This window comes from Xylophilus sp. (genome assembly GCA_009914555.1).
In the GTDB taxonomy this organism is placed as follows: Bacteria; Pseudomonadota; Gammaproteobacteria; order Burkholderiales; family Burkholderiaceae_C; genus WNDY01.
Window position 1 is genome coordinate 53,892 of record WNDY01000005.1, and the last position, 22,215, is coordinate 76,106.

Sequence of the window (22,215 nt, forward strand, 5' to 3'; positions counted from 1 at the left end):
GCAGGATTCATGCCAGAAAGAAGGACGGGCGTGGCACCGCCAAGCCTAGGACAAATGAATGCTTGCGGAAAAAACGTTGCCTGTTTGCCAGCAAGGCAGCTATGGTGTCTTGTTGTCCAGCCAGCAGTCATTGGCTGCGACAAGGCAACGCGTCATTGTGCAAAACCTGTCGAGCAGCGACGGATGAAAAGCCATACGCCCGTTGCCCGCGCACATTTGCCGTGACGGCCCGGGCGATGTCGCACGGCGTTTTACCGACGGCCATTATCGGCATGCTATTTGCTCCAGGTCAAAGCCATCTTTTAAAATCCTGGGAGCGACAGTCAAATGCATGCGAATCGTTCAGACGTCCTGTACGCCCTTCCACAATCTGCGCGCCGCCGCGGCCCACAGGCGCGTATGCTGCCTTCGGCCGCGGCTGCCATGTCGCTTCTTCTCTATGGCAGCGCCGTGTCCGCGCAGCAGCCGGAGAGCCCGGAAAAAGTCATTTCCGATCTGCGTGAGGAAAACCGTCGTCTGCGTGAGGAACTGAAGCGCAGCCATGCGGGCGCCACGCAAGAGCCAAGTCAGCCCGTGGCAACTGCGCAGTCGGCCGTTCCTGTCGCGCAGCAGGAATCGACCCCTCAAACCCTCGATACGGTGGTCATCCGCTCAAAGCCGCTGCTTGCCGAGACCAAGGATGTGCCGCAATCCATTTCTGTCGTTTCAGGCGCGGAACTGGACCAGCTTCAAGCCAACGACGTCACGACAATCGTGAAGCGTGTGGGCAACCTCTCCTGGAATCAAGGCAACCAGCAAACCAGCAGCCTTTCGATCCGTGGCCTTGCAAAGCAATCAAGCCAGGTAGGGGCGCAGGACCCAAGCGTTGGCTCGGTCGTCGACGGCGTGCCCTATGCGTTGAACAGCCTGATCAACAGTTATTACTTCGCCGATATTGCCTCGGTTGAGGTCGCGCGTGGGCCACAAGGAACAAAGGGCGGCAAGAATGCAGTCCTTGGCACGTTGAGCATCAATACAAACCGTCCTTCCTTCACACCGACCGCCGATTACTCACTGGTTCTGGGCCAGAGGGACCGGATTACCGGAACGGCGGTGCTGGGGGGCTCGGTGATCGATGATCTTCTTGCTTGGCGGGGCAGCTTTGTCGTTGACCACGGGGCCGGCTACTTTCACACGCCCTACTCCGACGTGACCTACTCGGATATCAATCGTATTGCGGGCAGGGCACAGTTTCTTTTGACGCCCACGGCCGATTTTGACGCCCGGCTATCTTTGAATTTCACTCCCAAGCTGGAGGAGCACACAAACTGGAGCGTTTACACCCCCACGCCGACGGTGTACTCCAACGGCACCGCCAATACGCTCGGCACCGACGCATCCACGCGTCTGGCTCGGCGCTGGTTCAAGCAAAACACGAGCTTTACTTACCAAGATGACTATCTCTATGGCGGGCGCGACGGGCATACTGTTTCTGCCGACCCCGCTCGCGGTTTGACCACGGAAACCAAGGGGGCTTCAGCCGAGTTGAACTGGAGGCGAGATGGGTACACGCTGACATCCATCACGGCTTGGCAAAACTACTATTTCAATGCGATCAATGACGAATATACGCCGTTCGACATCAACCCCAATTCTGGCGGTTCCTATGCGAGATACCACCAACTCAGCGAAGAAATTCGCCTGAGCGCAAAGTCGGGGTCTGTGGATTGGCAAACAGGTCTCTACCTGCTGAATGTGCGCAACGACTATCATCAGAGCCGGAAGACCTATGGCAGCGATGCCGGCGCATGGTATGCAAGTACCGCGCAGTATAACCGGCTTGACGCCACGGCCGAGGGGCAATCATTGATGCGAGCTTCCCTTGACGGATTGTCGGTGAGCAACAACAGGACGCTCATCAAGCACCATAGTTATGCTGTCTATGGTCAGGCCGACTGGCGTGCCACCGAGCAACTGACGGTGACTGCGGGGGCACGGCTGACATGGGAGAAGAGGACTGCTACCGGTAATACGTCGTATATTTCAAACAACGGCAGTGCCGGGGAACTTAACGCTGCTGCCGTTGGTGGATTTGATTCCGACTCGGCAGGCTTGCTGACAACGGCGAATACGCTTGCACAATTGCAGATCGCAGACTCTGTTGCCTCCCGGTTCTTCAACGTCTCGCCGACCAGCGTAGCCGGGCAGGCCTACAGTTCTCTTACCGCCGCACAGAAACAACAGGTCGCGGATGCAAAAACGATCCGTGCGTCGCAACTTGGGGTACTGTACTCCAACGTTGATGCCGAGCCATTCAAAAAGATTCAGCCTGGTTTTGTCCTGAGTCCGTCCTTCAAGGTCAATGATGATCTGACCACCTATGTTTCGTGGCAGTATGGTGAAAAGCAGGTATTTCAAAAGTCGTCAATGGTGTCTCAGACCTGACTAAGGCGGAAAAAACAAATGCGTTTGAACTGGGGCTGAAGTCTTCGTTGTTGGATAACACTCTCCTTTTCAATGCCGATATTTATCTTGTGAATATAAATAATTATATTCAGGCGGTGCAGGTGCACGATGCCTATACGACGAATTTGAATAACAATGGACAACTGTACTATACCTCCACCTATGGCAACGTCCCCAAGGTTCAATCCAAGGGGTTGGAAATCGATGGAATTTACCGTGGTCTTCCACGCACCACACTGAGGTTTGCTGGCGCCTACACGGACGCTAGGTACAAGTCTTTCCCCAATTCGGCGCAGCCGGCTGAAAATGGTTACACAGGTGCGTCGCCATACCGCGATCTGTCGGGAAGGACTTTGCCGGGCGCGTCCAAGTTCACGTTCAATATCGGCGGCGACTGGTTTACTCCCGTATGGGGTGATAAGGTATTTCACGTGAGCTTCAATACAGCTTACAACAGCAAATACAATTCGGATAATACACTCTCCGAGTATGGCTGAATCAAGGGCTCGAGCACCACCGACCTCTCGTTCGGCTTGGGCCGCGCGGACAAGAAATATGACGTGAGCCTGCTCATCAAAAACCTGTTCAACGATAAGACACCGCTGTCAAAGACCTGGAACAGTTACCTGCCCCCGGCTCCGCGCTGGGTCGGCATTCTGCTCACGGGCAAGCTGTGAGGGAGGCGGGCATGGCAACAACGAGCATTCAGCGCAGGAGTGTCGTGCTGGCCGGCTTGGATGCGGGGTTCGGTGTGCTGTCCGCGAGTCGGGCGCACGCGGCCCCCACGGAGGCTCCACCCCAGGCCATCCGGTTCGCGATCTCCTTGGCGGGCGTCGGCAACCCTCCGCGCGTCGGCTCGGGCACGCTCGACGTCGTGCAGGCGCATCGCTACATCGAGAAGGAGTTCGAGGCGCAAGGCACGAAGGTCGAATGGGTCTTCAGCAAGGGGGCCGGTCCGGCGACCAACGAGGCGCTGACGACCGGCCAGGTCGACTTCGGCACCCAGGGCGCGCTGCCAGCGTTGCTGGGCCGCGCGGGCGGGCTGGATACGCGCGCGCTCATCGTGTCGGAGGCGCGCACCAACAGCTACGTGGGCGTGCGGCCCGACTCGCCGATCCGGTCGGTGGCGGACCTGCGCGGCAGGCGCATCGCCGTGCACAAGGGTACGGCCGGCCACCTCTCTGGCCTGCGCATCCTGCGGGAATACGGCATCGGCGAGAAGGACGTCAGGCTGCTCAATCTCGACACCGGCTCGGCCGTGGCGGCCTTCCTCTCGGGCGACCTCGACGCGATCTTCGGCGGCGTCAACCTCCTGCGCCTGCGCAACAAGAAGCTGCTGCGGATCATTTTCGACACACGCAAAACGCCGGTAGCGACCGCGCCCGGCATCGTGCTCGTGCGCTCCGCCTTCGCCGCGCAGTACCCGCAAACGACGCGGCGGGTCGTGAAGGCTTACGTCAAGGCTGCCCGCTGGGCCAGCGACGATGCGAACCGCGAAGCCGTCTTCCGGCTCTGGGCCGAGTTCGGCAGCACGACGGTCGAGGACTACCGCGAGGAGTACGAGGGCGTGCCGCTGCGCGACCAGCTGAGCCCGGTAGCGGACCCGTTCGTGCTGGCCCGCCTGCGCGACTCGGCCGAAGACAGCTACCGGCTGCGGCTGGTCCGCCGCAAGGTGGACACCGACTCCTGGCCCGACAGGGAACTGCTGGCCTCAGTGCTCCAGGAACTGAAGCTGGCCGACTACTGGCCGACCTTCGACGCCGCCGGCAAGCTGCTGACCCCGGGGCGGGAGGCATGAGTGGCGGTGAGGTCATCGTTCTCAACGGCCCGGCCGGCGTGGGTACGACGACGGTCGCAAGCCGCATCGCCGTGCGCCGCCCGGGCACGGTGAACATCGCGGGGGACCTGCTCCGGGGCTTCCTGCCCGGGGATGCGCGGGGCCACCTCGGTGCCGGCCCCACCTACCGCGCGGGCGCGGCACTGGCGCAGGCGTACCTGGACATGGGCGCGCCGAGGGTGCTGTTCGACTACGTGTTCAACGATGCGGGCGCGATCGGCGTATTTCGCCGCGGGCTGCGGCCCGGCACGCCGGTGCACGTCTGTACCCTCTGGGCGCCGCTGGAGGTCGTGCAGCGGCGCGAGCGCACCCGCGAAGGCCGTGAGCCGCTCGGCGAGCGCGTGACGCACACCTGGGCGGCGCTGGACCGCAACCGCCACGCGCTGGGCACCGTCATTCACAACACCGGGGCGCCGGACGATGCTGCGGCCGAGATACTCCGCAGCATCGCAGCCGGCGGCCCCTAATCCGTCGGCACGATCAGCGGCTGCCCCAGCAGCCCGAAGTGCTTGAGCTGGGTGCGCAGCATGTTGCGCGAGATGCCGAGTTCGCGCGCCGTGCGCAGTTGGTTGCCGCCGCAGTAGGCGAAGGCGGTGCCGAAGATGACCTGCTCGATGGTCTCATAGAGTTCCGGCCGTCCTTCCTGCATCAGATCGGCGACGATTTGCCGCAGCAGTTCCAGGTTGTCCTGCTGGGGCGGCAGCGTCTCTTCCAGCGAATGCGGCAGCCGCAGGTCCTCGCGCTTGATGCGCTCGCCTTGCCGCACGATCAGCGCGTAGTGGATGATGGTCTCCAGCTCGCGGATGTTGCCGGGCCATTCGTAGGCCAGCAGCGCGCGCTCGGCCGAGGTGCTGAGCGCCGGCGCCGGTTGCGAGCGGCGTGCGCAGTAGCTCTGCACGAAGTGGCGCGCCAGCGGCAGGATGTCGCCCGGCCGCTCGCGCAGCGGCGGCAGGTGCAGCACGGCCACGTGCAGGCGGTAGAACAGGTCGGCGCGGAAGCGGCCGGCCTGCACCGCCTTGGTCAGGTCGACGTTGGTGGCGGCGATCAGCCGCACGTCCACGGGAATCGGCTGGCGCGCGCCCAGGCGCACCACCTGGCGCTCCTGCAGCACGCGCAGCAGCTTGACCTGCAGCGCCAGCGGCATGTCGCCGATCTCGTCGAGGAACAGCGTGCCGCCGTGGGCCGTCTCGAACCAGCCGGCGCGCGCATGGCTCGCGCCGGTGAAGGCGCCGCTCTCGTGGCCGAACAGCTCGGCGTCGATCAGGCTCTCGCTGAACGCGCCGCAGTTGACCGCGACGAACGGGCCGGTGCGCCCGCTGACCGCGTGGATGTGGCGTGCCACCAACTCCTTGCCGGTGCCGGTCTCGCCGATCAGCAGCGCCGTCGCGTCGCTCGCAGCGATGTGTTCTACATGTTCGAGCAGCCGCTCGGACTGGGGATCGTGGAAGACCAGCGCCTTCGCGCGGATCGAGGTGGCCAGGCCTTCGGGGTTGGGAAAGGTCAGCAGCCGCCCGGGCACGGCGGGCGGCGTGGTGGAAACGGGGTGATCGGTCATGCGGGATGCAGCGTGCCGTGTCGCAGAGCGGAGAAGATTCTGAGTATGTTGGTGAACGAACAAAAAGCAGTGTTCACGCCAGATTGTCGGTCTGGAAACACTTTGTCGCCCACCTCTGCCAACATGCCGCGTTCAGGCCGCATTCATACGGATCGGAGGGCCCGCTGCAGCGGTGCACGGTCTGCTGCGGTGTCGCGCAACGCACAGTCTGCCGTCCGCGGTGCTGGCTTCGGCACCGCGCATTGCTGGCTGCGCCACAGCGGTCAGTGCGCCGGTACGTCGGGCCGCGGGTCGCCGACGAAGCCGCCGCGGTTGGGCATGCGCAGCTCGCGCAGCACGGCCGCATCGACCGTGGCCGTCTCCGGCAGCAGACCGTTGAGATGGAGCACGTAGCCGCTGACGGCATAGATCTCGTCGGCCGAGAGCGACTGGGGCGCCGTCAGCGGCATGGCGCGGCGGATGTAGTCGAACAGCGTGGTGGCCATAGGGCCAGTAGCTGCCCACGGTGCGCACCGGCTTGCTCGTGGCCAGGGTGCCGAAGCCGCCGGCGAGCCGGTCGCCGGTGCCGCCTTCGCCGCGCGCGCCGTGGCAGGCCGCGCACTGCGCCTCGTACACCGCACGGCCGGCCGCCACGGTGCCGCTGCCCGCGGGGAGGTTGCGGCCGTCGGGTGCGACATCAATGTTCCAGGGGGCGATCTGCGCAGGCGAGGCCGGAGCGCCGAGGCCGAAGCGGCCCTGGGCATGGAGGCCGGCGGCCATGCAGCCGGCCGCGAGCGCCAGCAGGGCGGCGCGTGCGTCAGAGCCGCGCATGGCGCACCTCGCCGCTGGCCAGGATGCGCCACGGCGTGATCGCGTTGTTGTGGTAGCCCGACTGGCTGCCGCGCGCGGCGAGCAGGGCTTCGAGCGTGGGCTGCACGTAGCCGGTCTCGTCGGTCGCGCGGCTCGGAATGACGGTGCTTTCGCCGTCCCAGCGCCAGGGCAGGCGAAAGCGTGTGAGGGCGCGCGTGAGCACCGGCTCCTGCAGCGCAGCCTCCTGCCAGCTGTGGCCGTCGTCGACCGAGACCTCGACGCGGGCAACCTTGCCGCGGCCGCTCCAGGCGATGCCGGTGATCTCGTGGAAGCCGCGCTGCGCGAGCCGCTGGCCGCCCGAAGGTGCGGTGATGATGGACTTGGCCTCCATCACGAAGGTGAACTGCCGCGCCGTGCCGTCGGGCATCAGGTCGGTGTACTTCGACGTCTCCTCGCGCGACTGTGCGGGTTCGCGCACCACGTGCAGCCGGCGCAGCCACTTGATGCTCATGTTGCCCTCGTAGCCCGGCAGCAGCAGCCGCAGCGGATAGCCCTGCTCGGGCCGCAGCCGCTCGCCGTTCTGGCTGTAGACCAGCAGCGCGTCGTCGAGGCACGTGGCCAGCGGCACGCTGCGGTTCATCGCCGCGCCGTCGGCGCCTTCGGCCACGACCCAGGCCGCGCCGTCGCGCAGGCCGGCCGCCTGGAGCACGGTGGCCAGCGGCACGCCGGTCCATTCGGCGCAGCTCACGAGCCCGTTGGCGATCGCGGCGGTTTCGCCGTGGACGTTGAAGCCCGGGTTGCCCGAGCATTCGAGGAAGTGGATGCGCGAGACCGAGGGAAAGCGCCGCAGCTCGGCCAGGGTGAACAGCAGCGGGCGCTCCACGAGGCCGTGCACCAGCAGCCGGTGCTGCGCCGGGTCGATGGCCGGGATGCCGGCATGGTGGCGCTCGTAGAACAGGCCGTTGGGCGTGATGATGCCGTCGAGGTCCTGGATCGGCGTGCGGGTGGAGGCCGAGAAATATTGCTGCAGCCCGGGCCGGTTGTGGCGCACGACGCCAGCCTCGAACGGCGAAGGCTGGCCGTAGGGATGGGCGCCCGTGGGTGCGCCCGGCTCCCGGGTCCATGCAGGTACGGGTAGCGGGCTGTCGCTGGTTGCGGCAGGGGCGCCCTGTGCCGCAGCAGCACCGGCTGCCGCGCCCGCGCCCACGATGCCGCGCCGCAGGAAGTCGCACCGGCTGCCCGGCCGGGGCTGCGTCATGGCAACGGGGCCGCCGACTCCGCCGCATCGAGCTGGCTGGCGCGGCGCGAGTGGTCGATCACTTGAAAACGCAGCGGCGTGCGGCTCGGCGGCACCGCCGCGGCGGCCTCGTCCGTATCGCCCGGCAGGCCCAGCAGCCCGTAGCGCTTGAGCAGGGTGCGCAGCATGTTGCGGGTGATGTCGAGCGTGCGGGCGGTCTGCACCTGGTTCTCGCGGCAGCGCGCGTAGGCGGCGCGGACCAGCACCTCCTCGACCGACTGGAACAGCGCGTCGTCGCCGCGCGCCATGAGCCGCTCGAAGAAGGTCGACAGTTCGTCGTAGAGGTCGCCGTCGCCCGCGCCTGACTGCGGGGCCGGCGCGTCCGCCGCGGGCGGGGCCTGCACCTCCTCTGCGGCCGCCGCTTCCGCGGTCTCGCCGGCCACGGCCGAGGGAGCCGCGGCGGGCAGGGACGGCGCGAGCTGCAGGTGGACGTCGTCGATCGGGCCGCCCCGCGCCAGGATCAGCGCGAACTCGACGGCGTTCTCGAGTTCGCGCACGTTGCCGGGCCAGGGATGGGCGAGCAGCGCGGCCTGGGCCCGCGGCGTGAACCGTACCGGCTCGATGCTGCGGCGCCGCGCGATGTGCTCGACGAAGTGGCCGGCCAGCGGCAGCACGTCGCCGGGGCGCTCGCGCAGAGGCAGCAGGCGGATCGGCGCGACGTTGATGCGGTAGTAGAGGTCGTGCCGGAACCGCTGCCGGGCGACCGCGTCCTCCAGGTCCACGTTGGTCGCCGCGACGAGCCGCACGTCTACCGCGATCGGCCGGCGCGAGCCGATGCGCACCACCTGGCGCTCCTGCAGCACGCGCAGCAGCTTGACCTGGGTGGCCGGCGACAGCTCGCCGATCTCGTCGAGGAAGAGGGTGCCGCCGTGGGCCGCCTCGAACCAGCCGGCCCGCGCCGCGGCCGCACCGGTGAAGGCGCCGGCCTCGTGGCCGAACAGTTCGGCATCGACGATGGACTCGGCCAGCGCGCCGCAGTTCACGGCGACGAACGGGCCGCGCCGCCGGCTGGCCGCATGGATGCTGCGCGCGGCCACCTCCTTGCCCGTGCCCGTCTCGCCGGTGATGATGACGGTGGCGTCGCTCGGCGCGACCCGTTCGAGCAGGCGCAGCACGGGCAGCGACCGCGGATCCTCGGCCAGCAGCACGGGGCCGGCGGCCGCCGGTGACCCGGCGGCAGGGACGGCCCAGCCGAGCGGTGTGTGAGCGTGGTTCACGTGGGCGGAGCTTTCTTCGTGTGGAAGGGCGTGCAGGTTCGATCTTGCGCCATGGGGCCGCGCCCGTGAACAAAGGCTTCCACATAAGGACAGAAGCTTCCCCGGGGGACGCCGGGCGCGGCCGGCCGGCCGCTGTCCGGGTTCAACCAGCTGGTGCGGGCGGCTGTTGGTTTGCCGCATGCCCGCTGGCCCGCAGGCGCCAACTTGCGCAGCGGATAAGAAACGAAGCTTTCCGGATATGCGCCGTCTGCCGGGGCGCGACCGCGGAAGCGTGCGTGCGGGCGGGCGCCGGAGCGGGGCGGTGGCACATCGCTTGCTGCGGGCGCCTGGTCCGACCCACCCCGCGACCCACGCGATCCCGACAACATCAGCAGCAACATGAGCGAAGAAGGCAGAAGAAGAACCGGCGGCCCGTTGCGGCATCTCCTGAAATGGCTGGCAGTGCCGCTGGCGGCGGCGCTCGTGCTCGGTGCCTGCTCCAAGGCTCCCGGAGAGGATGCGGCGGCTGGGGCCGGCGCGAAGGACGGCCGCTTCGTCCTGCGCTACGAAGGCTCGGGCAGCTTCGTCTCGCTGCCCGAACTCGCGGCCGATCTGGGCTTCTTCGGGCGCGTGAAGCTCGAATGGCGCGGCGACAACTTCAGCGGTCCGTCGAGCATTCAGAACGTGGTGACCGGCGACACCGATTTCGGCGGTGCCTTCGACGGCGCCATCGTCAAGCTCATCGCCGCCGGGGCGCCGATCCGCTCCGTGGTCGTCTCCTACGGCATAGACGCGCAGCAGGAGGGCGGCTTCTACGTGCTCGAAGGCAGCAGCATCCGCACGGCGCGCGACCTCATCGGCAGGAAGGTCGCGGTCAACACCCTGGGCGCGCACAGCGAGTTCATTCTGCGCGAGTACCTGGACCGCGCCGGCCTCACGCCCGAGGAGGCGCGGCAGGTGACGCTGGTGGTCATCCCACCGGTCAACGGCGAGCAGGTGCTGCGCGAGGGCCAGGTCGAGGTGGCGACGCTCGGCGGCATCCTGCGCGACAAGGCGCTGGAGCGCGGCGGCATCCGCAAGCTGTTCTCCGACCACGACCTCTACGGCGCGTTCAACGCCGGCAGCTACGTGGTGCGCAGGGAACTCATCCGCGACCGGCCCGAGGTGGTGCGGGACTTCGTGCAGGGCGTGGCCCGGGCCGTCGAGTGGGAGCGCGACACTCCCGTGGAGCAGGTGCGCGAGCGGTTCGCCGACATCATCCGCCGCAGGGGCCGCAACGAGAACACCGACCTGGTGCGGTACTGGAAGACGGTCGGCATCCACACCCGCGGCGGACGCATCGAGGCCCGGGAGATCCAGGTCTGGATCGACTGGCTCGTGAAGGCGGGCGAGCTGTCGCCGGGCCAGGTGGCGGCCAGCGACGTCTTCACCAACGAGTTCAACCTGCCGGACCCCAACTGAAAAAAAGCATGACCGCAGCCACCAAGATCCGGATCGACGGCGTGTCGAAGGTGTTCTCCGCGCCGGGACGCGGCAGGAAGGACGGCGCGCCCGCCTTCCAGGCGCTCAAGGACGTGGACCTCGACGTGCGCGACGGCGAACTGCTCACCATCGTCGGCCCCAGCGGCTGCGGCAAGTCGACGCTGCTCGACCTGCTGGCGGGCCTGTCGCTGCCGAGCGCGGGCGGCATCTTCATCGACGGCGCGCCGGTCACCGGGCCGGGGCTCGACCGCGGGGTGGTGTTCCAGCAGTACGCCCTGTTCCCGTGGCGCACGGCGCTGCGCAACGTGGAGTTCGGCCTGGAGTCCAAGGGCCTGGGCGCGCGGCAGCGCCGGGAGCAGGCGCGAGAGTACCTCGCACTCGTGGGCCTCGCGGGCTTCGAGGGGCACTATCCGCACCAGCTCTCGGGCGGCATGAAGCAGCGCGTGGCGATCGCCCGCAGCCTCGCCTTCGACCCCGACGTGCTGCTGATGGACGAGCCGTTCGCCGCGCTCGACGCGCAGACGCGCGAGATCCTGCAGAACGAGCTGCTGCGCATCTGGCGCAAGACCGGCAAGACCATCGTCTTCATCACGCACGGCATCGACGAGGCCATCGTACTGGGCCAGCGCGTGGCCGTGATGGGCACGCGGCCGGGGCGCATCCGCACCATCGTCGAGGTGCCCGCGTCGCTGCACGGCGCGGACGACGACGTACGCGCACATGCGGGCTTCGCCGAGATCCGCCATGCGATCTGGGGGCTGATCCGGCAGGATGCGCTGGACAGCAGCAGCGTGGCGCGCGCGGGCGCTGTGGCTTAGGGAGGCAGTCATGTCTGTCGCAGAACCTTCGTTCGAGAACGCAGCAGCGCAACCGCAGCCAGCGGGGCGCACACGGCCCGCGCGCGCGGCCGCCGCCAGCGCCGCCGCCGCGTGGCTGGTGCTGTTCTGGAAGCGCTCGGCGGTCATCGCCGCGCTGCTCGTGCTGTGGGAGCTGGCGCCGCGCCTCGGCTTGGCGGAGCCGGCCTTCCTGCCGCCGCTGTCGGTGGTGCTCCAGGCCGGCTGGAAGCTGGTGCTCAACGGCCAGCTCCGGCAGCACGTGCAGGCCAGCCTCGGGCGCTCGCTGCTGGGGTTCGGCATCGCCGTGCTCTACGCTATCCCGCTGGGGCTGCTGATCGGGCGGCTGCGCGCGGCGGCCGACTACCTCGGCCCGGTCATCGAGCTGCTGCGCAACACCGCGGCGCTGGCGCTGCTGCCGGTCTTCATCCTGCTGCTGGGCATCGGCGAGCTGTCGAAGGTCGCCATCGTGCTCTATGCCTGCTCGTGGCCGATCCTGCTCAACACCATCACCGCCGTGCGGCAGGTGGACCCGCTGCTGGTCAAGTCGGCGCGGACCATGGGCGCGGGCCGCCTCGCGCTGTTCTGGAAGGTAATCCTGCCGGCCTCGGCACCCGGCATCTTCGCGGGGGTGCGGCTCGCGGGCGCGGTGTCGGTGCTCGTGCTGGTGGCCGCCGAGATGATCGGCGCCAAGGCCGGCCTGGGCTACCTGATCATCTATTCGCAATACAACTTCCAGATCCCGCAGATGTACGTCGGCATCCTGTCGATCACGGCGGTGGGACTGGTGTTCAACGCGGTGCTGGTGCGGCTGGAGCGCCATTTTTCCGCATGGTCAGGCCAAGGAGATTCCTGATGGCAAACGATACGGATTCCACCGTCGACACAACGGCCGACGTGCTGGTCATCGGCGGCGGGCCCGCCGGCACCTGGGCGGCCTGGAAGGCGGCGAGCCTGGGCGCGCGCGTGGTGCTGGCCGACAAGGGCTACGTGGGCACCTCGGGCGCGACCGCGCCCTCGGGCACCGGCGTCTGGTACGTGCCGCCCGAGCGCGAGGCGCGCGACGCCGCGCTGGCCGCGCGCGAGGCGTTCGGCGGCTTCCTGGCCGACCGGGCCTGGGGCGAGCGCGTGCTGGAGCAGACCTACCGGAGCCTGCATCTGCTGGAGGAGTGGGGCTACCCGTTCCCGGTGGACGCACAGGGGCAGGCGCGCCGCACCTCGCTGCAGGGGCCGGAGTACATGAAGCTCATGCGCCGCGTGGTGCGCCGGGCCGGTGTGGCGCTGCTCGACCACAGCCCGGCGCTGGAACTGCTCGTCGACGGGCCGGCCCTGGACCGTGCGCGCGGGCGCCACGGTGCTGGCGACCGGCGGCTGCGCCTTCCTCTCGCGCGCGCTGGGCTGCAACGTGCTGACCGGCGACGGCTGCCTGCTCGGCGCGGAGGCCGGCGCGCAGCTCTCGGGTATGGAGTTCTCGAACGCCTACGGGCTGTGCCCCGAGCATTCGTCGGTCACCAAGTCCGCCTTCTACCGCTGGGCGACGTTCCGCCACGAGGACGGCAGCATCATCGAGGGCGCGGGCTCGGCGCGCGGCCGCAGCGTGATCGCCCGCCACCTGCAGGCCGGGCAGAAGGTCTATGCGCTGCTGGACCTCGCCACCGCGGAGGACCGCCGCCTCGCGCGCTTCGCGCAACCCAACTTCTTCCTGTCGTTCGACCGCATCGGCATCGACCCGTTCACGCAGCAGTTCCCGGTGACGCTGCGGCTCGAAGGCACGGTGCGCGGCACCGGCGGGCTGCGCGTGGTGGACGCGGGCTGCGCCACCACGGTGGCGGGCCTCTACGCGGCCGGCGACGCGGCCACGCGCGAGCTGATCTGCGGCGGCTTCACCGGCGGCGGCAGCCACAACGCGGCCTGGGCGATCTCGTCGGGCAGCTGGGCGGGCGCGGCGGCGGCCGGCTTCGCACGGGCGCTCGGCACATCGGCGGCCGGCCGCGGCGTGCAGGGCCTCGGGCAGGCGGCCGTGCTGGGCCACCGCGCGGGGCCGCCAGCGCGCGAGGTGGTGCGCGCCGTGCAGCAGGAGGTCTTCCCGTTCGACCGCAACTACTTCCGCTCGGCCGACGGGCTCGTGGATTCGCTCGGCCGGCTCGACGGCTACTGGCGCGACCTGCGCGAAGCGGCCGCAGCGCCGGCGCCAGCCGAACGCATCGCATTGCGCGAGGCTGCGGCGCTCGTGGCCACGGCGCGCTTCATGTACCGCAGCGCGCTCGCGCGCACCGAGTCGCGCGGCATGCACAAGCGGCTGGACCATCCGCAGCAGTCGCCGGAGCAGCGCCACCACATCCTCAGCGAGGGGCTCGACGAGGTGCGCACGCAGGCCGGCCACGCAGCGGCAGCGGTGGTGGAAGAAGCGGAGGCTGTCGCCGCATGATCGAGTTCATCAGCAAGGAGCGCTGCACCGGTTGCGACCTCTGCGTGCAGGTCTGCCCCACATTCGTCTTCGACAAGGTGCCGGGCGGCATCCCGGTGATCGCGCGGCAGGAGGACTGCCAAACCTGCTTCATGTGCGAGGCGTACTGCCCGGTCGATGCGCTCTACGTCTCGCCGTTCGCCGATGCGGCGCAGCCGGTCGACGCGCAGGCGCTGGAGCAGTCCGACCTGCTCGGCAGCTACCGCCGCTCGATCGGCTGGGCGCCTGGCACGCGCGGGACGGTGCCGGACGCGACCTTCCAGCTGCTGCGCGGATTGTGACGATGCAAGGGTGGAGGGGTATGTGCTCAATGTGCTCGAGCATCAAGCACTGCAGGAGTATGAGGGCGGGGGTATAGATCCTCGACGCAGCGTCGGTCGGCTGGTGGCGCTTCGCAGGCCGATCGCGGCGGCCCGGTGCGGCGCGCGTCGTGAGACGTAGGATCCCGCAGCTACCTGGAAGAAGGAGGCATGGGCGGGCTGACCGGGCGTCTGCGGCAGCAGGCGTTCGAGCTACCGGCGCCGTGGCGCTAGCAAGAATGCTTCGGGGCGGCTATACCCCGCGCAGCCGCGGCAGCACGTGGCGGCCCACGACCGCGGCCTCCTCCAGGTTCGGATAGCCCGACAGCAGGAACACGCCCACGCCGAGGCCGCGGTACTCCTCGATGCGCTGGGCCACCTCGTCGTAGGAGCCGACGATGGCCGTGCCGGCGCCGCCGCGCACCAGGCCCACGCCCGACCAGATGTTGGGATAGACCTCCAGCGCGCGCACGTCGTCCACCGCGCGGCCCTGGTGCAGCGCGCGCATGCGGGCCTGGCCGACCGATTCGGAGCGTGCGAGCTGCTGCTGCGCGCTGGCGATGAGCTGGGGCGACAGGCCGCGCAGCAGGCGGGCGGCTTCCTCCCAGGCCGCGGCGGCGGTCGCGCGCGCGATCACGTGGATGCGCAGCGCGAAGCCCACGGGTGGCCGGCCGTGGGCGCGGGACTGCCCGGCCAGCCGCGCGATGCGCTCGGCCACCATCGGCGGCGTCTCGCCCCAGAGTGCGTGGAGGTCGGCCTCGGCCGACGATACCTGCTCGGCCAGGTCGGACGCGCCGGCCACGAAGACCGGCGGCGGCTCGGCCAGCCGCGCTGCCGCGAGCCCGGCGACATCGGCCGTGTAGAAGCGCCCGGCATGCAGCGCCGGCTCGCCGCGCCAGAGCGCACGCACCACGGCCACGAACTCCTGGGCGCGCAGGTAGCGCTGCTCGCGTTCGAGGAAGTCGCCGTAGGCGCGCTGGTCGTGGCTGGAACTGCCGACCACGATGTTGAGCTGCAGCCGCCCGAGCGACAGGCGCTGCAGCGTCGCGGCCTTCTGCGCGATGAGGGTCGGCAGCTCCAGCCCCGGCCGCGCCGAGACCAGGAAGCGCAGCCGCGTCGTCTCGGCCGCCATCGCCGCGGCGAGCAGCCAGCCGTCGAGGGCATAGGCGCCCAGCGGCAGCATCACGCCGTCGAAGCCGGCGCGCTCGGACGCGCGGGCCACCTGCACGAGATAGTCCGCACCCTGGCGCAGCCGGCGCTCGCCGGTCGGCGCCAGGTCCCGGCCGTCGCCGCCGCTCGAGATGAACCAGTGGTATTGCGTGGTGCTCGTCATTTCAGCAGCTGCGGCAGGACGTCCTCGCCGATCCAGTAGGCGTCCTCCAGGGCGTCGCCGCCCGAAAGCATGAAGCGGTCCACCCCGAGCCCCGCGAGGCCGCGCAGCGTGGCGACCACGGCCTCGCCGCTGCCGACGAGGGTGACGGTGCCGCGGGCCGTGCCGACGTCCGCGCCGTGGCGCCAGCGCAGCAGGTCCACGTCCGCGGGCAGCGGCAGGCCGCCGGCGCTCTCGGGCGCGGCAGTCCCGCCGTCGCGCCGCAGCGCCTCGGCCGCGGCAGCGCGCGCCTGGCCGGCCTGCGGCCGGGCGATGACCTGCAGCCGGTAGCCGATGCGCAGCGCGCGGCCCTGGGCCGCGGCCTGGGCGCGGATGCGCGCGATGCGCGGCTCCAGCGCGCCCGGTGCCTCCTCGTGCAGCACGAACAGATCGGCATGCTCGGCCGCGATGCGCTCGATCGACGGGCCGTCGCCAGCCACGCGCAGCGCAGGCGGCTGTGCCAGCGGCCGCAGCAGGCCGCCGTTCTCGACGCGGAAGTGGGCGCCGCGGTGGTTGAAGCCCAGCGGCCCCTGGCGGCCCTGCCAGCACTGGCGCAGCACGTGCAGGAACTCGGCGGCGCGGCGGAAGCGGTCGTCGTGGTTGACGGCATCGCCGTAGACGCGGGTGCTGGCGGGGGCGGCGCGCACGCGCAGGCTCAGCTCCACGCGGCCGCCGGCGATGTCGGCCAGCGCCTGGGCGCGCTGCGCCACCACGGCGGGCAGCGCGAGGCCCGGCTGCAGACCCACGGCGAAGCGCAGCCGCCGCGTCTGCCGGGCGAGGTGCGCGGCGACCAGCCAGGGCTCCTCGCGCAGCGGTCCGCCGGGCAGCAGCAGCGCCGCGAAGCCGAGGTGTCCCGCCGCGCGGGCCACGTCAAGCCAACGGGCCGGCGCGGCGTCGGCGCCAGCGGTCGAAAGGTGCCAGTCGACCTGGACGGGCGCGGTGGGGCCGTCGGCCGCACGGACGGCGGCAGTCACGCGCGAAGCCGCCGGCGCGGCGGGTGGGCGGGGGCGGATGGCAGGGCAGTCTCCTCGTTCGGCGGTGCGGGCGCCCCGGGGCCAGCAGTTTGCGTGCCAGCGTACGCCGCGCGTTCCGTCCTAGACGAGCGGCCGGCAGCCCGCGCTGGCGCTGCTGCACCGGCAGCACCGGCCCGACACCGCTGTGGCTTTCCGTACCGGGTGGTGTCGTGAAATCAGGCGGCGCGGGCCAGCGGCGCCGCGCCGGTCCGCTGGACGGGCCGGCGCAGCGGCGGCACGGCCAGCCCCAGGTTCTCGCGCAGCGTGCTGCCTTCGTACTCGGTGCGGAAGAGGCCGCGGCGGCGCAGCTCGGGCACCACCAGCTCGATGAAGTCCACCAAGCCGCCGGGGTAGGTCGGCGCAAGCAGGTTGAAGCCGTCGGCCGCCTCGTTGTCGAACCAGTCCTGCAGCTGATCGGCGATGCGCTCGGGCGTGCCATGGATCACCCGGTGGCCGCGCGCGCCGGCGACCCATTCGTAGAGCTGGCGGATCGTCAGGTTCTCGCGCGCGGCAAGTTCCAGCAGCAGGCGCTGGCGGCTCTTGTTGTTGTTGGTCTCGGGCAAATCCTGCGGCACCGGGCCGTCGAGGTCGTAGGCGCCGAGCACCTCCTGCCCGCCGAGGCTGCCGAGCAGCGACAGGCCGATGCGCGGGTCGATCAGCGCGCGCAGCTGCTCGATCTTGTCCAGCGCCTCCTGCTCGGTGCGGCCGATGACGGGGTAGACGCCGGGCAGGATCTTGATCTGGTCCGGGTCGCGGCCCAGGCGCGCCGCGCGCTGCTTCACGTCGCGGTAGAACGCCTGGGCGTCCGCCCGCTCCTGTCAGGCGGCGAAGATCGCCTCGGCCGTGCGCGCGGCCAGTTCGCGGCCCGGCTCGGAGGCGCCGGCCTGCACCAGCACCGGATGGCCCTGCGGCGAGCGCGGCACCGACAGCGGGCCGCGCACCTTGAAGAATTCGCCCGCGTGGTCGAGCGTGTGGATCTTCTCGGGCCGCACGTAGACGCCGCTTTCCTTGTCGCGCAGGTAGGCGTCGGGCTCGATGGTGCTCCACAGGCCGGTGACCACGTCGACGAACTCGCCCGCGCGGCGGTAGCGCTCGGCATGGTCGGGGTGGGTTTGGAGCCCGAAGTTGGCCGCGGCCTGGGCATGGCCCGAGGTGACGATGTTCCAGCCCGCGCGGCCGCCCGAGAGCAGGTCGAGCGAGGCGAACTTGCGCGCGATGTGCCAGGGCTCGTTGTAGGTGGTGGAGGCGGTGGCGACGAAGCCGATGTTCCTGGTGACGGCCGCGAGCGCCGAATAGAGCGTGAGCGGCTCGAAGCGCTCGCCGCGGCCGAGGCGCTTGGCGATCTCGGGGTCGCCCGTGGGCGACCAGGCGGCATCGCTGTCGGCGGTGAAGATCAGGTCGAACCTGGCGTCCTCGGCGAGCAGGGCGAGCTTCCTGAAGTGCTCGAAGTCGGTGCCGCCGGCGGGGTTCGTGTCCGGATGGCGCCAGGAGGCGGCATGGTGGCCGGTGGCGGAGCGAAAGGCGCCGAGCTTGATCTGGCGCTTCTTGGCGGAGGATGCGGCGGTCATGTGTTCCACTGGGGGTATATTTTCGTTGCGATTGATGCGCAAGTGGTAGAGGGATGAAATGGGGGGAGTATCGGCTCCCGTCTCCGCTGGCGGGAGAGGGAGCCCTCCGGTCAGAGCTTGCCGGTCAGCATGACGCCGACCCAGCGTGGAATGCCGGGCACGTAGCTGTTCCAGGTCTTGGACAGCGGCGTCCGGTCGTCGAACACGTTCTTGATCAGCAGGCTGACGTCGAACTTCTTGTCCGCGCGGCCCAGGCCGATCGAGAGGTCGGTGATGCTCGATCCCTTGATCCACGCGTAGGACGACAGCGAGTTGTCCGAGTTGTATTTGCTGTTGTAGGCCGTGTTCAGGCTCACGTGGAACACCTTGTCGCTGAACACCGGCTGGTGCCAGTCCACGCCGATGTTGAAGGTGTACTTGGAGGCGCCCGGCAGCGTCTGGCCCGAGACGTCGCGGTACGCCGATGCGCCCGTGTAACCGTTCTCGCTCGGCTGCGCCGCGTTGGGGAAGTACTTGTACTTGGCGTCGGTGTAGGCGCCGGCGAAGCGGATGGTGGTGCGCGGCAGGCCGCCGTAGACGCCGTCGATCTCGATGCCCTTGGACTGGACCTTGGGCACGTTGCCGGTGGCGGTGGTGTAGTAGTACGAGCCGTCGTTGTTGAGCAGCGTGGTGTGCTGGTCGACGACGCGCACCGACTGCTGGTAGTCGTGGATGTTGGTGAGGTAGGCCGCGGCATTGAAGACCAGGGTCTTGTCCAGCAGCGCAGACTTGAAGCCCACCTCGAACGAGTTGGTCTTCTCCGCCTTGACGAGGTTGGACACGCCGTTGGTCAATTGCGAGATGCCGGCCTTCTCGCCGTACTGCCACGAGAAGTAGGTCGTCAGGTCGTCGTTGACCTTGTAGGACGGGCTGAGCACGAAGGCCGGCTGCACCTTGTGGAAGCGTTCGGCCTGCGTCGTGCCGAAGAGCACCCCGGCCTGCGAGGCGCGGATGGACTTCGCGTCGGCCACCTGCTGTTTCTGCGCGGCCGTGAGCGCGCTGTAGGTGGAGACGCCGAAGTACTTGGACGCCAGCGCATTCGCCAGCGCGAGCTGCGTCGCCGAGTTGGCGGAGGTGAGTTCGCCGGTCGAGCTGGAGGCGAAGCCGCCCTGGTCCGCGCTGTTCAGTTCGGCCGCGTCGCCGTTGCTCTTGATGTAGGAGCTGCCGGTGTTGCTGCGGTTCTCCAGCGTGAGGCGCAAGCCGCCCGTCAAGGTGAGGTAGTCGGTTGCGTGCCAGTCGGCCTGGCCGAAGATGGCCGCGCTCCTGTTGTCGATGAGCTGCAGCCCCGTCGGGCTGCTGTAGGCCAGCGACAGGCCGTTGAGCGACGAGCGCATCAGCGCCTGGCCGGCGGCGGTGGCGTCGAGCCGGTTGTACTGGGCCGTACTCGCGTAATAGGCTCCGGCATCGGCGCCGAAGACCTTTTGGTATTCGGCGTTGTTCTTCACCTGCAGCAGGTAAAGCCCGGTCTGCCAGTCCACCGCGCCGCCCTTCTTGGAGCTCAGACGCAGCTCCTGGCTGAGCTGCGTGTACTTGTTGTAGAAGCCGCCGCTCTGGCGCGCGATGTCGAAGGGCGTGCCGTCGTCGTTGACGGCGTGGAAGTAGTAGTTGGTCCAGTTGCTGATCGAGGTCAGCGTGTTGTCGCCGAGGTTCCAGTTCAGCTCGGCCGTCGCGCCCCGGCTGCCCGTGGTCACGCCGCGTGCCAGGTCGTTGTTGACGTTCTTGCCGTCGCGCCCGCCGTAGAGGTAGTCGTCGGCGTAGGTGTAGCTCGTGTTCTGCGTGAACCAGCGCCGGCCGAGGCGCGTGGACGCGTCGGTGCTGAGCGTGTTGGTGCTTCCGTTGGAGTAGACGGTGGGCGTGGGGGTGTTGATGCTGCGGCCGTTCGTGTGTTCCTCCAGCCTCGGGGCGAAGTTCAGCGAGAAGCGGGCGTCGAAGTCGGGGGTGGGCGTGAGCAGGAACTGTGCGCGGCCGGCGATGCGGTTGATGTCGCCATAGGTGACGTTGACGTTGTAGGGGTCGTGCAGATCGCCGTCACCCTTGTCGAACACGAAGCTGCCGCGCCAGGCGAGCAGGTCGTCGATGACCGGGCCGCCGGCGGCCAGCGTGCCGGTGTAGCGGTTGTTCTGGCCGTAGAGCAGCGACCAGTCGGCGCTCGGCGTGAAGGAGGGCCGCTTGGTCGTGATGTTGATCGCGCCCAGGCTGCTGTTCTTGCCCAGCAGCGTGCCCTGCGGCCCGCGCGTCACCTCGACGGTGTCGATGTCGGTGAAGTAGTAGCTGGAGATCAGCGCGTTGTAGGCGTAGCTCACGCCGTCGACGATCACGCCGACGCTCGGATCCTGCGCCTCGGTCTGCGACTGTTTGGCCACGCCCCGGATCGACAGGCTGCTGGTGCGCTGGTTGCCGTAGTTCCAGGAGATGTTGCCTACGCGCTTGACGATGGACTGGACGTCGTTGGCCTGGAGCCGGTCGAGTTCGGCGCCGCTCACCACGGAGACGGACAGCGGCACGTCCTGCAGCTTCTCGATGCGGTTGCGTGAGCGCACGACCACGGTGTCGAGCGCCACCGGCGCGTCCGGGTCGGCCTGCGGCTGCGGCGCGGCTGCGGCGGACGGTTCGGCCGCCGGGGCCGCGGCAGGCGATTCCGCCGCGCGGGCTGCCGGGGCGCCGGGCTGCTGCTCCTGCTGCTGGCGTGCGAGCTGTTCCTTCAGGCGCGCGACCTCGGCCTGCAGGTCGGAGATCGTCCGGTCCTTGTCCTGCTGCTGTGCATGGACCGGCGCGGTCGCCAGCAGCGCGGAAGCGCACAGGGCGGCGACGGGCGCCAGGCGGAAGGGGACAGGGCCTGCGAGTGACGGGCGCGGTAAACGAATGGAGCCTGCCCTGGATATTGTGGTCATCGGAGTCGCCTCGTGAGTGGGGAAGTGGGGAATGGCCGCCGCGGCGGCCGGGAACGGAGCGGTCTGGATCAGTCCAGCGTGTAGAACGGCTCGCCGACCACCTGCCGGGAGACGAAGCCGTCCGGACCGGTGGCGTGGCTCGCACCCACGGTGGTGCGGTGCACGATGCGCTCGTCATGGAAGTTGCGGCCGTCCACCGGGCCCCAGTGCACGGTGGAGCGGTTGTCCCAGACCGCCAGCGAGTCCGGCGTCCAGCGGAAGCGCACGTGCAGGTCGAGCCGGCCCGCCAGTTCTTCCTTGAAGTAGGTGAGCAGCGTGTCGCTTTCACTCTCGGAGAGGCCGACGATGTACTTGGCGAAGCCGCCGACGAACAGGGCCTTGCGGCCGCTCTCGGGGTGCACGCGCACGAGCGGATGGATGGCGAGGAAGGGACCGCTGGTGCGGCCGTCCCAGCGCGGCGGCGGGGGGTGGCCGGCGGCGGCGTCGTAGCGCGCGTGGGCCACTTGCAGCGTGTCGGCAAAGCGCTGGAGTGCGGGCGAGAGGCTGTCGTACAGGGCCTCCAGGTCGGCCCAGGCCGTGTCGCCGCCCACCGGCGGGATCTTCACGCCGCGCAGCAAGCTGAAGTCCGCCGGGTTGGCGAGAAAGGTGATGTCGGTGTGCCAGCCGCGCGCCCGGTGCGGGCGGCTCTGTGCACGCCAGAGCTGCGCCTCGGCCTCGGTGAAGCTGCTGCCGCGCTTGACCTCGGGCTCGGACTTCACGTTGCGCTTGACCTCGGGTTGTTCCTCGGAAATGCCGTTGGTGACCGGGTGGGCCGGAGTGACGCCGCCGAAGTAGCGCGAGAAGCGCACCTGCTCGGCGTCGGTGATCGGTTGGTCGCGGAAGAACAGCACCTTGCGGTCGACCAGCGCCTGCCGCAGCGCGGCCACGGTGGAGGCGTCGAGTTCGTCGCGCAGGTCGATGCCCGAGACTTCGGAGCCGATCAGCGGAGTGAGCGGCGCGAAGCGTAGCGCGGTGGGTGCGGCGGCCGGCTGCTGGGCCGGGCGGTCGAGTACGTCGGTGGACATAGTGGAAGCTCCTGTCGTGAGGGGAAAAAAAGGCGCGGCCAGTACCAGGGGCGGCCGCGAGGCCCCATGCA

Annotated in this window: 15 protein-coding genes and 3 pseudogenes; 9 read left to right on the forward strand and 9 right to left on the reverse strand. The window is 69.1% G+C overall.

Going from position 1 to position 22,215, the window contains the following annotated elements:
- Positions 1–423 precede the first annotated feature (423 nt).
- The 4 genes from GAK38_RS04620 to GAK38_RS04635 all read left to right on the forward strand — a co-directional run bounded on the left by GAK38_RS04620 (position 424) and on the right by GAK38_RS04635 (position 4,749).
- A complete protein-coding gene (locus tag GAK38_RS04620) occupies positions 424–2,424 on the forward strand; it encodes a TonB-dependent receptor (RefSeq protein ID WP_325341832.1) in 2,001 nt (666 codons plus the stop codon).
- Positions 2,425–2,474: 50 nt separating this feature from the next.
- Positions 2,475–2,942 (forward strand): TonB-dependent receptor domain-containing protein, encoded by a 468-nt coding sequence (locus GAK38_RS04625; RefSeq protein ID WP_325341834.1) that lies wholly within the window; start codon positions 2,475–2,477, stop codon positions 2,940–2,942.
- A gap of 326 nt (positions 2,943–3,268) precedes the next feature.
- Entirely contained in the window at positions 3,269–4,243 is a 975-nt protein-coding gene (locus GAK38_RS04630; RefSeq protein ID WP_325341835.1) for an ABC transporter substrate-binding protein, read from the forward strand.
- Positions 4,240–4,749 (forward strand): AAA family ATPase, encoded by a 510-nt coding sequence (locus tag GAK38_RS04635; RefSeq protein ID WP_325341837.1) that lies wholly within the window; start codon positions 4,240–4,242, stop codon positions 4,747–4,749. Before GAK38_RS04630 ends, GAK38_RS04635 begins: the two co-directional genes overlap by 4 nt.
- Here the strand turns inward: GAK38_RS04635 and GAK38_RS04640 are convergent.
- The 4 genes and pseudogenes from GAK38_RS04640 to GAK38_RS04655 all read right to left on the reverse strand — a co-directional run bounded on the left by GAK38_RS04640 (position 4,746) and on the right by GAK38_RS04655 (position 9,140).
- A complete protein-coding gene (locus GAK38_RS04640) occupies positions 4,746–5,837 on the reverse strand; it encodes a sigma-54 interaction domain-containing protein (protein ID WP_325341839.1) in 1,092 nt (363 codons plus the stop codon). The genes GAK38_RS04635 and GAK38_RS04640 overlap by 4 nt on opposite strands.
- Before the next feature lie 263 nt (positions 5,838–6,100).
- Positions 6,101–6,647 (reverse strand): annotated as a pseudogene (locus tag GAK38_RS04645) (c-type cytochrome).
- Positions 6,634–7,884: a sulfite dehydrogenase gene (gene soxC, locus GAK38_RS04650; protein WP_325341841.1), complete on the reverse strand. Its 1,251-nt coding sequence runs from the start codon at positions 7,882–7,884 to the stop codon at positions 6,634–6,636. Before soxC ends, GAK38_RS04645 begins: the two are co-directional and overlap by 14 nt.
- A complete protein-coding gene (locus tag GAK38_RS04655; protein WP_325341843.1) occupies positions 7,881–9,140 on the reverse strand; it encodes a sigma-54 interaction domain-containing protein in 1,260 nt (419 codons plus the stop codon). Before GAK38_RS04655 ends, soxC begins: the two co-directional genes overlap by 4 nt.
- A 378-nt stretch (positions 9,141–9,518) precedes the next feature.
- Here GAK38_RS04655 and GAK38_RS04660 point away from each other — a divergent pair, with 378 nt between their 5' ends.
- The 5 genes and pseudogenes from GAK38_RS04660 (at position 9,519) to GAK38_RS04680 (ending at position 14,182) form a co-directional block, all read left to right on the forward strand.
- The gene (locus GAK38_RS04660; RefSeq protein ID WP_325341845.1) at positions 9,519–10,580 is read left to right on the forward strand and encodes an ABC transporter substrate-binding protein; all 1,062 of its coding nucleotides are present in this window, start codon (positions 9,519–9,521) and stop codon (positions 10,578–10,580) included.
- Positions 10,581–10,588: 8 nt separating this feature from the next.
- Positions 10,589–11,419, forward strand: a complete 831-nt coding sequence (locus tag GAK38_RS04665; protein WP_325341847.1) for an ABC transporter ATP-binding protein — start codon at positions 10,589–10,591, stop codon at positions 11,417–11,419.
- A 10-nt stretch (positions 11,420–11,429) separates the two neighbouring features.
- A complete protein-coding gene (locus GAK38_RS04670; RefSeq protein WP_325341849.1) occupies positions 11,430–12,290 on the forward strand; it encodes an ABC transporter permease in 861 nt (286 codons plus the stop codon).
- A pseudogene (locus GAK38_RS04675) lies at positions 12,290–13,862 on the forward strand (FAD-dependent oxidoreductase). Before GAK38_RS04670 ends, GAK38_RS04675 begins: the two are co-directional and overlap by 1 nt.
- The gene (locus GAK38_RS04680; RefSeq protein ID WP_325341851.1) at positions 13,859–14,182 is read left to right on the forward strand and encodes a 4Fe-4S dicluster domain-containing protein; all 324 of its coding nucleotides are present in this window, start codon (positions 13,859–13,861) and stop codon (positions 14,180–14,182) included. Before GAK38_RS04675 ends, GAK38_RS04680 begins: the two are co-directional and overlap by 4 nt.
- A gap of 271 nt (positions 14,183–14,453) precedes the next feature.
- On the opposite strand, the gene GAK38_RS04685 is transcribed toward GAK38_RS04680, so the two are convergent.
- The 5 genes and pseudogenes from GAK38_RS04685 to GAK38_RS04705 all read right to left on the reverse strand — a co-directional run bounded on the left by GAK38_RS04685 (position 14,454) and on the right by GAK38_RS04705 (position 22,144).
- Positions 14,454–15,533: an LLM class flavin-dependent oxidoreductase gene (locus tag GAK38_RS04685; RefSeq protein ID WP_325341853.1), complete on the reverse strand. Its 1,080-nt coding sequence runs from the start codon at positions 15,531–15,533 to the stop codon at positions 14,454–14,456.
- On the reverse strand, positions 15,530–16,543 hold the full coding sequence (locus tag GAK38_RS04690) for an LLM class flavin-dependent oxidoreductase (RefSeq protein ID WP_325341855.1): 1,014 nt from the start codon (positions 16,541–16,543) through the stop codon (positions 15,530–15,532). Before GAK38_RS04690 ends, GAK38_RS04685 begins: the two co-directional genes overlap by 4 nt.
- A 215-nt stretch (positions 16,544–16,758) precedes the next feature.
- Positions 16,759–18,150, reverse strand: a pseudogene (locus GAK38_RS04695) (LLM class flavin-dependent oxidoreductase).
- Between the two features lie 110 nt (positions 18,151–18,260).
- Entirely contained in the window at positions 18,261–21,080 is a 2,820-nt protein-coding gene (locus GAK38_RS04700; protein ID WP_325341857.1) for a TonB-dependent receptor, read from the reverse strand.
- 68 nt (positions 21,081–21,148) lie between these two features.
- Entirely contained in the window at positions 21,149–22,144 is a 996-nt protein-coding gene (locus GAK38_RS04705; RefSeq protein ID WP_325341858.1) for a TauD/TfdA dioxygenase family protein, read from the reverse strand.
- Positions 22,145–22,215 lie beyond the last annotated feature (71 nt).

What these genes read in the sequence shown, in the direction of transcription:
- GAK38_RS04620 (WP_325341832.1), top strand. Translation starts at nt 424, where the DNA reads ATGTCGCTTCTTCTCTATGGCAGCGCCGTGTCCGCGCAGCAGCCGGAG.
- GAK38_RS04635 (WP_325341837.1), top strand. Translation starts at nt 4,240, where the DNA reads ATGAGTGGCGGTGAGGTCATCGTTCTCAACGGCCCGGCCGGCGTGGGT.
- GAK38_RS04640 (WP_325341839.1), bottom strand. Translation starts at nt 5,837, where the DNA reads ATGACCGATCACCCCGTTTCCACCACGCCGCCCGCCGTGCCCGGGCGG.
- soxC (WP_325341841.1), bottom strand. Translation starts at nt 7,884, where the DNA reads ATGACGCAGCCCCGGCCGGGCAGCCGGTGCGACTTCCTGCGGCGCGGC.
- GAK38_RS04660 (WP_325341845.1), top strand. Translation starts at nt 9,519, where the DNA reads ATGAGCGAAGAAGGCAGAAGAAGAACCGGCGGCCCGTTGCGGCATCTC.
- GAK38_RS04665 (WP_325341847.1), top strand. Translation starts at nt 10,589, where the DNA reads ATGACCGCAGCCACCAAGATCCGGATCGACGGCGTGTCGAAGGTGTTC.
- GAK38_RS04670 (WP_325341849.1), top strand. Translation starts at nt 11,430, where the DNA reads ATGTCTGTCGCAGAACCTTCGTTCGAGAACGCAGCAGCGCAACCGCAG.
- GAK38_RS04680 (WP_325341851.1), top strand. Translation starts at nt 13,859, where the DNA reads ATGATCGAGTTCATCAGCAAGGAGCGCTGCACCGGTTGCGACCTCTGC.
- GAK38_RS04685 (WP_325341853.1), bottom strand. Translation starts at nt 15,533, where the DNA reads ATGACGAGCACCACGCAATACCACTGGTTCATCTCGAGCGGCGGCGAC.
- GAK38_RS04700 (WP_325341857.1), bottom strand. Translation starts at nt 21,080, where the DNA reads ATGACCACAATATCCAGGGCAGGCTCCATTCGTTTACCGCGCCCGTCA.
- GAK38_RS04705 (WP_325341858.1), bottom strand. Translation starts at nt 22,144, where the DNA reads ATGTCCACCGACGTACTCGACCGCCCGGCCCAGCAGCCGGCCGCCGCA.